General features: G+C 43.6%; 11 protein-coding genes. 7 read left to right on the top strand and 4 right to left on the bottom strand.

Features of this window, described 5'->3' with window-relative positions; all coding sequences use genetic code 11:
* The first annotated feature begins 37 nt into the window (after positions 1-37).
* The 3 genes from dapB to lepB (DSL64_RS05885) all read left to right on the top strand — a co-directional run bounded on the left by dapB (position 38) and on the right by lepB (DSL64_RS05885) (position 3,231).
* Entirely contained in the window at positions 38-757 is a 720-nt protein-coding gene (gene dapB, locus DSL64_RS05895) for a 4-hydroxy-tetrahydrodipicolinate reductase (protein WP_115829903.1), read from the top strand.
* 25 nt (positions 758-782) lie between these two features.
* Positions 783-1,919, top strand: a complete 1,137-nt coding sequence (gene lepB, locus DSL64_RS05890; protein ID WP_115829736.1) for a signal peptidase I — start codon at positions 783-785, stop codon at positions 1,917-1,919.
* Between the two features lie 139 nt (positions 1,920-2,058).
* Positions 2,059-3,231: a signal peptidase I gene (lepB, locus tag DSL64_RS05885; RefSeq protein ID WP_115829735.1), complete on the top strand. Its 1,173-nt coding sequence runs from the start codon at positions 2,059-2,061 to the stop codon at positions 3,229-3,231.
* A 58-nt stretch (positions 3,232-3,289) separates the two neighbouring features.
* Here lepB (DSL64_RS05885) and DSL64_RS05880 read toward each other — a convergent pair whose 3' ends face one another.
* Positions 3,290-5,113: an alpha-amylase family glycosyl hydrolase gene (locus DSL64_RS05880; RefSeq protein WP_115829734.1), complete on the bottom strand. Its 1,824-nt coding sequence runs from the start codon at positions 5,111-5,113 to the stop codon at positions 3,290-3,292.
* Between the two features lie 129 nt (positions 5,114-5,242).
* On the opposite strand from DSL64_RS05880, the gene dprA reads away from it, so the two are divergent.
* Both dprA and DSL64_RS05870 read left to right on the top strand, forming a co-directional pair.
* Entirely contained in the window at positions 5,243-6,373 is a 1,131-nt protein-coding gene (gene dprA, locus DSL64_RS05875) for a DNA-processing protein DprA (protein ID WP_115829902.1), read from the top strand.
* A gap of 101 nt (positions 6,374-6,474) precedes the next feature.
* Positions 6,475-7,110: an AlbA family DNA-binding domain-containing protein gene (locus DSL64_RS05870; RefSeq protein WP_115829733.1), complete on the top strand. Its 636-nt coding sequence runs from the start codon at positions 6,475-6,477 to the stop codon at positions 7,108-7,110.
* Positions 7,111-7,167: 57 nt separating this feature from the next.
* Here DSL64_RS05870 and DSL64_RS05865 read toward each other — a convergent pair whose 3' ends face one another.
* The gene (locus tag DSL64_RS05865; RefSeq protein WP_115829732.1) at positions 7,168-7,596 is read right to left on the bottom strand and encodes an FKBP-type peptidyl-prolyl cis-trans isomerase; all 429 of its coding nucleotides are present in this window, start codon (positions 7,594-7,596) and stop codon (positions 7,168-7,170) included.
* A 62-nt stretch (positions 7,597-7,658) separates the two neighbouring features.
* Positions 7,659-9,134, bottom strand: a complete 1,476-nt coding sequence (gene proS, locus DSL64_RS05860) for a proline--tRNA ligase (protein WP_115829731.1) — start codon at positions 9,132-9,134, stop codon at positions 7,659-7,661.
* A gap of 183 nt (positions 9,135-9,317) precedes the next feature.
* Here proS and DSL64_RS05855 point away from each other — a divergent pair, with 183 nt between their 5' ends.
* Entirely contained in the window at positions 9,318-10,613 is a 1,296-nt protein-coding gene (locus tag DSL64_RS05855) for a ribosomal eL19 family protein (RefSeq protein WP_115829730.1), read from the top strand.
* A gap of 114 nt (positions 10,614-10,727) precedes the next feature.
* Positions 10,728-12,284 (top strand): OmpP1/FadL family transporter, encoded by a 1,557-nt coding sequence (locus tag DSL64_RS05850; protein WP_115829729.1) that lies wholly within the window; start codon positions 10,728-10,730, stop codon positions 12,282-12,284.
* A gap of 65 nt (positions 12,285-12,349) precedes the next feature.
* On the opposite strand, the gene DSL64_RS05845 is transcribed toward DSL64_RS05850, so the two are convergent.
* Positions 12,350-12,853, bottom strand: a complete 504-nt coding sequence (locus tag DSL64_RS05845) for a shikimate kinase (RefSeq protein WP_115829728.1) — start codon at positions 12,851-12,853, stop codon at positions 12,350-12,352.
* Positions 12,854-12,855 lie beyond the last annotated feature (2 nt).

Here is a 12,855-nt window from a genome sequence, read left to right as displayed (position 1 = left end):
AGTGCCAAGGCAAACAGGCTGCGGTTCAGATCAGAAAATGAAGATATTACTGCTTGGCTACGGCAAAATGGGCAAGACAATCGAAAAGATTGCATTGGATAAAGGACATACAATTGTAGGAAGAATTGACGTTCAGAATAGAACGGATATGGACAAACTTACTGCAGGTGACGTGGATGTTGCCATAGAATTCAGTTCGCCTGAGTCGGCATATACAAACATAAAGTACTGTCTTGAAAAAGGTTGGCCGATCGTATGCGGCACAACCGGATGGCTGGAACATCGCTCAGAAATTGAAGCATTGTGCCAGGAAAAAGGCGGAGCTTTCTTTTACGCTTCGAACTATAGCATTGGCGTTAATCTTTTCTTCCGTCTCAATCGCCAGTTGGCCAAATTGATGAATGGACAAGGTTACACTGCGTCCATGACAGAGATTCACCATATCCATAAACTGGATGCCCCAAGCGGTACTGCGATAACGCTTGCCGAAGGAATTAGTGCTGAAGCGGATGCTATTAAAGGCTGGAAACTTGCACCGCAGGAAAGTGAAGGCTTTGTCTCTATCACCGCAGAACGCCAGGGTGAAGTGCCGGGTACGCATATTATCAGATACGATTCACATGTAGATAGTATCGAAATCTCGCACACTGCACACAACAGACAAGGGTTTGCATCCGGCGCTGTTGTATCTGCCGAATGGTTGGTGGGTAAAAAAGGAGTCTTCGGTATGGATGATCTTTTGAGTAATCTTGATTAACCGTTAACGTTCAATTAAATATTGCATGTCTATTAATAAAGAACTTACCTCTAATCCTGTGTCACAAAAAAATAAAAAATCTGCCGCCAGAGAATGGTTTGATTCGGTACTTTTTGCAGTTGTTGCCGCCACGTTGATCCGCTGGCTGTTTTTTGAAGCTTTTACCATTCCAACGCCTTCGATGGAAAACAGCTTACTGGTTGGAGATTTTCTTTTTGTAAGCAAGTTACATTACGGCACACGTACGCCTAAAACGCCTTTGCAGGTGCCGCTGACCCACCAGACAATCTGGGGAACTAACATTCCTTCTTACACAGATGCGATTCAATTGCCCCAGTACAGGCTGCCAGGATTCAGTGAAGTGAAAAGAGGAGATGTGGTTGTGTTTAACTATCCGCCGGAACTTCAGCATCCGGTCGATTTGAAAACCAATTACATCAAACGCTGCGTTGGTTTGCCGGGAGATAAGATTGAAGTGCGCGATTTGCAGGTATATGCCAATGGTGTAGCAATGGAAAATCCTCCGAGAATGGAAGATGAATATTTCGTGGCAACGAGCACAGCGGTTAACGAAGAGAAAGTATTTAAAGAGAATGGCATATCCGAGTATAATTCCTACACAGAGACATTCAACGATACGATCCCTGCAAATGACCAAAACGGATACATCGTTTTTACTACAAGTGAAATCGCTGAGAAGTTGAAAAGTTATGATTTTGTCAAAGGGGTAACTGTTGTGAAGTCGCCAAAGGAAATCAGTGAACCAATGCTGTTCCCTAACTCTCAGCTCTTCAAATGGAATCGTGATAACTATGGACCGGTTTCTGTTCCGAAAGAAGGTGTAACTGTTAATCTGACACCGGAAAATATAGCTTTGTACGGAAACGTGATCAAAAGTTATGAAGGAAATGAAGGTGTGGAATTTGATGACAAATCACTTAAAATTTCTGGTAAGGCTGTTACAAGTTATACTTTCAAGCAGGACTATTATTTCATGATGGGAGATAACCGCCACAATTCTGCTGATTCCCGTTATTGGGGATTTGTGCCGAAGGATCATATCGTAGGTAAAGCAGTATTCGTTTGGATGTCAATCGATCCTAATCCTACAAGTCTGCTAAGTAAGATTCGCTGGAGCCGTTTATTCCGCGTGATCAACTAAGATAATTGATATTCTGAACAAGAAGAGCTGCCAATCCGGTAGCTCTTTTTTTGTGGCATGTTACATATAAATAAAAATTTTATATAAAAATTGATATTTTATATTGAAAACTATAACTTGGCGAAAATCAATTTTAGCCATGGAAGTTGAAACTAAAGAAAAGAAGATTGAGAAGAAGGAAAAATCCGGCCTGAGAGAATGGCTGGAGTCTGTGCTGTTTGCTGTTACTGCAGCCACTTTAATCAGGTGGCTGTTTTTTAGTGCTTTTGTGATTCCCACCCCGTCGATGGAAAATAGCCTTTTGGTTGGTGATTATCTGTTTGTGAGTCGTCTGCATTATGGCACAACCACACCTGTGACACCACTTCAGGTTCCATTAACGCATCAGACAATTTGGGGTACTGAAATTCCATCCTATCTGGATTGGATTAAGTTACCTTCTTATCGTCTGCCAGGATTCTCGGATGTTAAAAAAGGTGATGTGGTTGTGTTTAACCTGCCGGTTGAACATCCGGATCTCTACCAGAAATTCTCAAATGTATTGCCGGGTCTTAAACCTCATCCTGCTGATTTAAGAACCAATTATATCAAGCGATGTGTGGCAACACCAGGAGACACAATGCGCATCATTAACGGGCAGGTTTTAGTGAATGGAAAACAACAGGAAAGACCTGCCAGATTGCAGGATGAATATTTTATTTCTACTGGTGGGCCCGTGAATGAACTGAATATTTTCAAAAAAAATGGGGTTGTAGATTACACGCAGTATACAGAGACATTCGGTGACAGCATCCCTTTGAATGATGAGCCTGGCTATATTATCAAAGCCACCAATGCGATGGCTGAGAAACTTAAAACGTACGATTTTGTCAAACGTGTAGAGCCTGTGCTTATGCCGGAGCATCTTAAGGAGCCGTTTTTGTTTCCCGATTCAGAAATTATTTCGTGGAATAAGGATCAATATGGGCCCATTGTGATTCCACGCAAAGGAACGACCATTACGCTGACCCACGAAAATGCTGCGTTGTATGCCGACGCGATAATTAGTTACGAGGATAATGAAAACTTCTTATTGAAAGATGGAGTACTGCTTGACCACCAGAAGCCTCTGGAGAAATATACTTTTAAGCAGGATTATTATTTCATGATGGGCGATAACCGGCACAATTCCGCAGATTCGCGCTACTGGGGATTTGTACCGAAAGACCATATTGTAGGAAAGGCAGTTTTTGTCTGGATGTCTATTGATCCCGATCCTGTTAGTATGTTGAATAAAATACGGTGGGATCGTTTATTCAGGGTTATAAAGTAAAAAACTGCAGCCTGGAGTATTTTCCGGGCTGCAGTTTTTTAAGAATTTGAATCGTTTTTTATTCTTCCTGAGAGAAAATCAGGGCGGAATAGGGAGGAATCTGCAATGATGCGTACACGGAGCATTTATCGAATTCGCCTTCGTGGGTATCAATATCATGCACTGCGATATTGGAGAATTCCGGATCGTACTCTTCTTTATCACTGTTGAACCGCAGATGCCACTTGCCCGCACGCGGAAATCCTACTTTGTAATCATCGAAAGTTTCGGTAGAAAAATTAAGTACTACCACTACATCGTCCTTGGGGCCGCCTCCCGACCAGCGGTGCATCACCAGTACTTTCTTGTCTTCGTCTGCACGAATGATACCTACATTCTGTCCCTGCAAACCGCCTGTCACTCCAAACCAGTTGCGTCTGAGGTGAATCATATCGCGGTGTAACATGGCAAATCCATGAAACTCTTCCAGTCTTTTCCAATCTATTGGATCGCTGTCTGAGAACCATTTGTCTTCCAGCAAAGGTTGTCCCTGGAAAATCATCGGAATACCGGGGGAGGTGAGTACAAGAGCTACTCCAAGAGCAGCACGTTTTTTGGAATACCAGTTGTTTACATCACCATCCGCAATCTCTTCAGCAACTCTGGCCTGTCCGTTGGCGACTTCATCATGGGATTCTGTGTAAACGATACGCTGAAATGAATCGGCATTATACATATTGGTAACAGCTTTCACCACGCTGTCGATGCTTCTGTCCTGATCGTTGGCCGTAATGATTGCATCGCGCACCGAGTGTACAAAATCCGCATCCCACTGAGACCCGTAACCTAATCCTCCTTTGTCAACAGAGCTGGTTATAAAGTCCAGAGAGTGCATATCTTCTGCAATCGTAATGCGATTCGGGAATTTTTCACGGATATCTTTATTGATCCATTGCATCAGTGATATACCCTCGGGAATATCATTTCCGGGATTTCCGTCTGCTTTTACATTCCGGATGTAAGGTACCATGTCCATTCTCAGCCCGTCGGCGTGGTATTCGCTCAGCCACATCATGGCATTATCGTAGATGTATTGTCTCACTTCGCCGCGTCCATAGTCGGGTCTTGTATTTCCCCACGGTGTCTCAGAGCGCCAGTCGTTATAGAAATAGATACCACCGCCGTCATTCTCCGACCATCCATCAAATTGCCAAAGATCCATATCTGAAGGTCCGAAATGGTTATACACGACATCCATGATCACTGCTATTCCGGCCTGGTGCGCTGCTTTAATAAATGTTTTTAGTCCTTCCGGTCCGCCGTAATCCGATTCCACAGCAAAGGGCGAAGCGGGATTATAGCCCCATGAGCGGGATCCGGGAAATTCAGAGCATGGCATAAGTTCTACTGCATTAAAGCCCATGTCCTTCAGGTAGCCCAGTTTTTCGATCGCAGTGTACAGATTTCCCACCTGATCCGGCCCGGGAGAATTGAATGTACCTATATGTAGTTCATAAATGACCAGTTCGTGCCAGGAGGGGATTTGGAAATGATCGTCTTCCCAGTCAAAAGATTCATGACGATATATAATCCCGTTACCGGCAGAATTGGTCATTTTCAGAGCGTAAGGGTCATTTCTCAGGAAATCTCCGGATGGAGTTTTCAAGGAAAATTTATACTCGTCACCTTCCTTTGCACTTTCAGCAAGTCCTCCCCAATATCCATTTTCTTCTTTTTGAAGCGGGTTTTTGTCATCCTGCCAGTCATTAAAATTACCTACCACAGATACGCTTTCGGCGTGAGGTGCCCATACACGAAAAAATACTCCTTCGGGGTAACAAATTGCTCCCATTCCTTCAAAATGCTGTAAAATTTCAGGTTCATTAATATCGGTGCTGTCCATATTTATAGTTTGTGAAAAAATGTTATTTTTGATATTGTTCTGCTACGATGAAAGGCAAATGTTATGCCAGAACGTATACCGACCCTTAACAGGCTTGTCGGGCAGAATGGCATCACAAACACACTATACATGATATCTTTGTCCGAAGCTGAAAAAATCAGCACACTTGCGCTTGTACACACACCTTCCGTAGGGGCTGTTACAGTCCGGCAGCTCATTAGTTATTGCGGAGGTGCTGAGAAGGTTTTTAAATCTGATTATAAGAAACTCATCAAAATTCCCGGAGTCGGGGAGAAAGTAGCACGATCTATTCTTAGCGGAAGTGGCTTGTCCTTTGCAGAGCAGGAATTTCAACGCTGTAATGCTACAGATACAGCACTTCATTTCTTTACAGATCCGACCTATCCGGCAAGGTTGAAGCCGCTGTATGATGCGCCAATCGTGCTTTATTCCCGTGGAAATTTTGATTTCAATACCTACCGCTCAGTGGGTATAGTGGGCACAAGGCAAATAAGCGAATATGGTAAAATGGTGACTGAGATGATCATCAGGGATTTGGCTCCATTTGCACCTCTGATTGTCAGCGGACTTGCTTATGGTGTCGACATTGTTGCACACCGTGCCTGCATTAAACACCAGCTTTCTACATTGGGTGTAATGGCCAGCGGACTGGATGTAGTTTATCCTGCGGCTCATCTTCGTACCGCAAAAGAGATGCAGCAAAATGGTGGATTAGTGACCGAAAATGCATTGGCTACAAAGCCGGACTTCATGCGCTTTCCCGCCCGTAACCGGATCATAGCCGGACTAAGCGATGTTACAATTGTGGTCGAATCGGCAAAGAAGGGTGGGAGTCTGATCACGGCAGAGTTTGCCGGAAATTATCACAGAGATGTATTCGCTGTACCGGGCAGGATTGAAAGTCCGCAGTCGGAAGGGTGTAACCAACTCATCAGAGACAATAAAGCTGCTATATTCACATCAGTTGAAGACATGACGGCAGCACTTGGCTGGGGTACTGCAGATCAAAATGCTAAAATAGGAACATCTCCTAAGCACGATCTACAAATTTCATTTGATGGTTTCACACAGGACGAAGGGCAGGTTTTGAGTCTTTTAAAACAGAAAGGAACCATGCAGATAGATGAGCTATCGTGGCAGAGCGGAATGAACCTGAACAAACTGGCTGCATTGCTTTTGAATCTCGAATTTCAGGGAATGATCCGCTCTATGCCCGGGAAGAAGTATAGTTTAATGTAAAACATAAAAAAATGATTTGAGATAAGCCTTTTGTAAAGCAAATTGTGTTAATTGAATAAGGGCATATTTTAAGATTAGATATTGTAACAATTCAGCGGTCTATGCAGGAGCGAAGAAGCACCATTGAAATTATCAAACAAGGAGAAGGGCTGAGTATCGAATTTAAGCGGATCATAGATAGTCCGTACAAAATAGCCAAAACGATTTCATCTTTTGCCAACACCTCGGGTGGGGTTCTGCTGATCGGAGTTGCTAATGACAGTTCAATTTTAGGCGTTTCTTCTGAGCTGCACGAATTACAAAAACTGGAACGGGCAGCCAGCTCGCTTATAGAACCTTCGCTGCATCTGACATTTTCTGCAGAATTACTCGATGGCAGGAAGCTGCTTCGCGTTGAGATTGAAGAAAGTCCGGAAAAACCTCACTATGCGCTTAATGAGAAAAATCAGCGTATTATTTATATCAGAATAAAAGATAAAAGTGTACCTATTCCTAAGCTGCTGATTCAGGGAGAGGGTGATGCGGACACAGAAAAGCTGCTGGCCACGCGGCATGTTAAATCTCTGATCAGTTATCTGAAGTCCACGGATACGGTTACAGCAAGGGCTTTTTCCCGAATCATCAATATTTCTGAAAAGCGTGCGGAGAGAATGTTGAACGACCTGGCAGGAAAACAAATTTTACTTAAAATTCACAAGGCAAAGCCAGAAACGTTCAGCTTGAAATGGGCAGAATAAAAACGGCTGGTACAGAACGAGTCCGTACCAGCCAGTTACGCATTTATAGCCAGTCTGTTAGTTAATACCAACAAGTTCAAGTTCGAAAATCAGATCCTGGCCAGCAAGAGGATGGTTCGCATCCAATAAAACGTGCTGCTCAGTTACTTCACGAATCACTACAGGTATTACCTGACCACCATCCTGGTGCATGTTCAGTGTGCTTCCAATTTCCAAAGGAATATCGGCCGGGATTTGAGCACGGTCAAAATTAACAATCATATCCTCATTTACCGGACCGTAAGCTTCTGCATTAGGAATATGAACCGTTTTTTTATCTCCGATTTCCATACCTGTTACACCGTCATCAAAACCTTTGATGACCATGCCGCTCCCCAATTGAAATGCGAGAGGCTCGCGTCCTTCTGAAGAGTCAAATAACTGACCATCCGGAAGAGTTCCTTTGTAATGTACCTGTACGTTATCTCCTGCTTGTGCCTGCTTCATTGCAATTATTCATGTTTGGTTTAAAAATTAGCCGGACAGCCAGAAACTGCACCGGCAAAATACTAGTATGCTCTTGCGAAAACCACCCTTTTTGTGGACGGCTTACCTGAATAGATGCAAACACCACTTTCTTCGGTTGCGTTCAAAGGAACACAGCGTATTGTAGCTTTGGTCTCTTCTTTAATTTTTTCTTCGGTTTCAGATGTTCCATCCCAATGCGCAAGAATGAATCCTCCTTTGCTATCAAGCACTTTATTGAACTCTTCGAATGAATCAACTTTGGTTGTATTCTCTTCACGGAATGCAAAAGCTTTGTCGTAGATAGCCTGCTGAATATTGTCGAGCAGATCTCTTACAAAACCGGCGATGCCTTCCAGCGCAACAGTCTCTTTGGTTTTGGTATCTCTGCGCGCTACTTCTACCGTACCATTTTCAAGATCCCGCGCACCGATCGCCAAACGAACAGGAACACCTTTCAATTCGTATTCTGCAAATTTATAACCAGGTTTGTAAGCGTCGCTGTCGTCAAACTTCACGCTTATTCCCAGTGTTTTGAGCTCCTTACGAATTTCATTTACTTTTTCAGTAATAGCAGCCAGTTGTTCTTCATTTTTGTAAATAGGGACAATTACTACCTGAATCGGAGCTAGTTTTGGTGGTAAAACCAATCCACTGTCATCAGAGTGTGCCATGATCAGAGCGCCCATCAAACGCGTACTTACCCCCCAGGAAGTACCCCATACGTGTTCAAGTTTACCTTCTTTATCCTGGAATTTTACATCAAATGCTTTTGCAAAGTTCTGACCAAGGAAGTGTGATGTACCGGCCTGAAGCGCCTTACCATCCTGCATCAATGCCTCTATACAGTAAGTATCTTCAGCACCTGCAAAACGTTCATTGGCAGTTTTGATACCTTTTACCACCGGAAGTGCCATCCATTGCTCTGCAAATTCAGCATATACTTCCAGCATTTGTTTAGTTTCTGCAATAGCTTCGGCAGATGTGGAGTGAGCCGTATGGCCTTCCTGCCACAAAAATTCAGCAGTACGAAGGAACAATCTCGTTCTCATTTCCCAGCGTACTACGTTTGCCCACTGATTGATCAGCAATGGCAGGTCGCGGTAAGACTGTATCCAGTTTTTATATGTACTCCATATTACCGTTTCTGATGTGGGACGAACGATGAGCTCCTCTTCCAGTTTTGCATCGGGATCCACAATTACACCTTTCCCGTCGGGGTCATTTTTCAGGCGATAGTGCGTCACTACAGCACATTCCTTTGCAAAGCCTTCTACATGTGATGCTTCTTTGCTCAGGTAAGACTTAGGTATAAATAAAGGAAAATAGGCATTCGTGTGACCGGTTTCCTTAAACATGTCGTCAAGGGCACGCTGCATTTTTTCCCAGATGGAATAGCCGTATGGTTTTATCACCATACATCCTCTCACTGCAGAGTTCTCAGCCAAATCTGCTCTTTTAACTAATTCGTTATACCATTCGGAGTAGTTTTCACTACGTGTTGGTAGGGCTTTACTCATTCGTTGTATTATTTGGTAAATTTAAAGGAGTATGACAATATACATCGCTTGCATTTTCAGCATTGCAAAGATAGTTTTTTATGTTAATTTTGGAATTAATGTAACCGCATAGATGTTTATTGATTGTGTGGAATAGATTTTATATGTATTTTAGCATCAGTATAAGTTTAACCCTTTTAAGCCATGATTATGATAAATAGAGCAAAATATTTGTCTTTGCTGGTGCTGTTGGGAGCTTGGGGATGTACTACCAACCAATATGTTTCAAAATCGGGTGGTGGGTATGATGATCTTTATGGCTCCGGGGCAGGTACGGGCATCGTTGCAAACGACAGGACATACAGAAATACGCAGGAAGATCTTTCAAGATCGGATAATCCTGACTATTATGCAAGTACTCAACCGGAAACGGAGGGTACAGCAGATTACTACGATGAATCGTATCTGTCATCCAAAGTGGCGACAAGATCTTTGTCGGGTAATCAGGTTGGATACAATGCGGGTTTTGCTGATGGTTATAATGAGGCAAGCCGTTTTAATAATTTCAACAACGGATTCGGATCTTTCTGGCCAGGAAGAATCGGTATGAATATCGGTTTCGGAATGGGCGGTATGTATGGAATGAGTCCATATATGGGATTCGGGATGGGATCCATGATGGGAATGGGATATTCGCCATTTGGATTCAACAGAATGATGGCATATGGATATGACCCATTCATGTTTGATCCATATGGCTATGGTGGATTTGGTTACAGCCCGTTTGGTTATATGGGCGGGCTTGGCTACATGGGAGGCATGGGTCTTTACAATAGCTTTTACGGAGGTTACGGTTACAACCCCTGGGCATTCAATCGTCCGGTTATCGTGATCAATAACGGTGAGGGCAGAGGAACAAGCAGAACTTACGGTCCTCGTGTAAATGCATCAAGAGGAACTGAGCGTTACAACAACGGATATGTGAGCAGTGGCAGGACATCTTCCGGCAGCCGTTCATCTGCAGGAAGTAATGCAAGGACTGCAGGAAGAACAAGTTCTGACGGAGGAACGTATTACAGCGCTCCAAGGGCCTCATCTTCAAGATCGTATGAAAGAGGTAGCAGCACTGGTAGAACAGGCGTAGAGTCTAACGCCCGTACCTATTCAAGAAATGGCTCTGAAGGTAATAACGTTTATTATTCAAGACCACGTTCAACTGAAAGCAACTATTCTTCTGGACGTACATCTTCTTCGGAAGGTTACAGTGCACCACGTGCTACACGTAGCAGCGGATCTTACTCAGCTCCTACACGCAGCCAGTCGAATTACAACAGTGCGCCAGCCAGAACGTACAATACTCCGAGAGAGTCTTACAGTCCTCCGGCAAGAACGTACAGCGCACCATCTCAAAACTATAGCGCTCCTTCAAGAAGCTATAGCGCACCATCAGGTGGTGGTGGAGGAGGTGCTTCCCGCTCATCATCGAGAGGGCCGAGATAATTAACTGAACTGATATTTATTTATCAGCATATCGGACCCTGCAAAATGTCATAATTTTGCAGGGTTTTCGTTTTAAAAGTAACTTTTAAATTTTACCGGGTTTTTACAGACGCCATGAGAACATCGATAGCCATAAGTGGTTGTATAGTAGGTTTGTTAAGCGGTTTTAACGCTTTTTCGCAGTATGCAGGTGACGCATTCAGATACTCTGAGATCAATCAGAATGGTACTGCAAGGTTTCAGAGCCTTGGTGGTAACCATGCTGCAATTGGCGGAGACGCAAGTTCAATTTTCGGAAATCCCGCAGGTTTAGGTTTTTACAATCGCTCGGAAGTTGCAATTACTCCCGTTTATACTTCTGTTAATAGTAAGACCGACTACATTGGTGATATTAACAACACTTCAAAGGGTAAATTCAATCTTGCCGGACATGCATCTGCAGTGTTTACAAGCCAGCCCGGTTTTCAGAGAAAATGGAAACGCTCTTCGTTTGGAATCTCATATTCTCGTCAGCAGTCGTTCCGGCAAGAATACCGTTTTACAGGATTTAACCAAAACAGTGCTTACCTGAATAAGGTGGTTGAGGATGTGAACAGGAGCGGTGCTACGCCCAGCCAGTTAGAAGCTGATTTTGATCCAGGCACTTCATCCAGCGGGCCTTTGGCTTACTCAATTCCTGCTGCGTATTACCAGTTGTATCTTATAAATCCCAGTGGAGTAAATGGCCCTCCGTATACGGCTGTTGACAATGAAAGTCCATTGGAACAGGTTGGTACCTACAACGCTACAGGAGCAAATACGCAATGGACATTGGCCTACGGCGGGAATTATAACGACAAACTCTACGTGGGTGGATCCGTTGGAATAAACAGAATACGTTACAAATATGATCGTGTACTGCAGGATAATTACGTAGATAGCCCTGAACTGAACTGGGTTGACCAGCATGAAGGGCTTACCGTGACAGGGGTTGGTATAAACGCGACTCTTGGCATTATTTATAAAGTGAATCCTTTGTTCCAATTCGGAGGTTCTTTGACTACTCCTACATTCAGTTCTTACAGGGAAACTTTCTCACAGGCGGTGGAGGCCAATTATGTGGACGGACAAGTGACAGGACCGGAAGGAACACTGATAACTCCGGACTATACCTACATTCCGCTGGCTGCAAATGATTTCGAATACAGAGTGGTAAGTCCATTCAGAGGATCTTTGGGAGGAACGGTGTTTATTAAAAATGATGGCTTTATAACCGGAACCGTAGAGTATGTTGGTTACGCAGGTATGCGTGCGAATACGAGCTATCTGGATGATGCAGGAAATCGTGATTTCAAGGAAGGAACTATCCGGGAGATTAAAGATATTTACAGAAATACAGTCAATGTGAGAGTAGGAGGAGAGTATAGGGTGGGAAAATTCAGAGCAAGAGCTGGCATGGGCTACATGGCTGATCCTTATGTGGACAGGGCCAATATTGATCGCAGCAGATTATTGTATTCTCTTGGAGCGGGCGTTCGCGGAGATCGTTTCTTTGCTGATTTGGGAGGAACACTTTCCACTTCGAAATCAGTCTATACTCCGTATACATTGAATAACCCTGCATTTTATTCTTCGGCAGTTATTTCAGACAAGACTGTTAACGTGATGCTGACTGTCGGAGCTTTCTTCTGATAAGAATATTGGATTTTGATAAAATCAAAAAGTCCCGGATGCATTCTGACATCCGGGACTTTTTACTATAGTAATGGGGTTACCGATTTCAGCAATGTATCTGCATCAGTTACTCCATGGATAACAATATCTGCCTGCTCATAAAACTGCCGTCGCTCCTCAATTTTTCTACTCAGTTCGGCCTCCAGCGATACTGCTCCGGAAAGAATAGGGCGATCGTCTTTTCCATGATTTTTAATTCTTTCAGCAAGATCTTTAGCAGAAACGTCAAGGAAAATGCTGACGCCCGACTCCTTAATGAACTGCATATTGTCAAAGAAGCAAGGAGCTCCTCCTCCAGAAGCAACTACCAGCCCCGCATTCTTCTGTATAGACTTTAGAAGTCTGCTTTCAACTTCTCTGAAATGAGCTTCCCCTTTCTCGGAAAATAGGGCAGGGATATCCATACTCTGATCTGCCTCTATCATTTTATCCAGATCGATAAACTTGTAATTCAACACCCGGGCAAGTTTTTTACCTAAGGTTGTTTTGCCGGACGACATCATGCCGACAAGAATGATATTTTTCATTT

This window comes from Dyadobacter luteus (assembly GCF_003383615.1).
GTDB lineage: Bacteria > Bacteroidota > Bacteroidia > Cytophagales > Spirosomataceae > Dyadobacter > Dyadobacter luteus.
Note: the sequence above shows the minus strand (reverse complement) of the source record. Positions and strands in the feature narration are given on the sequence as shown.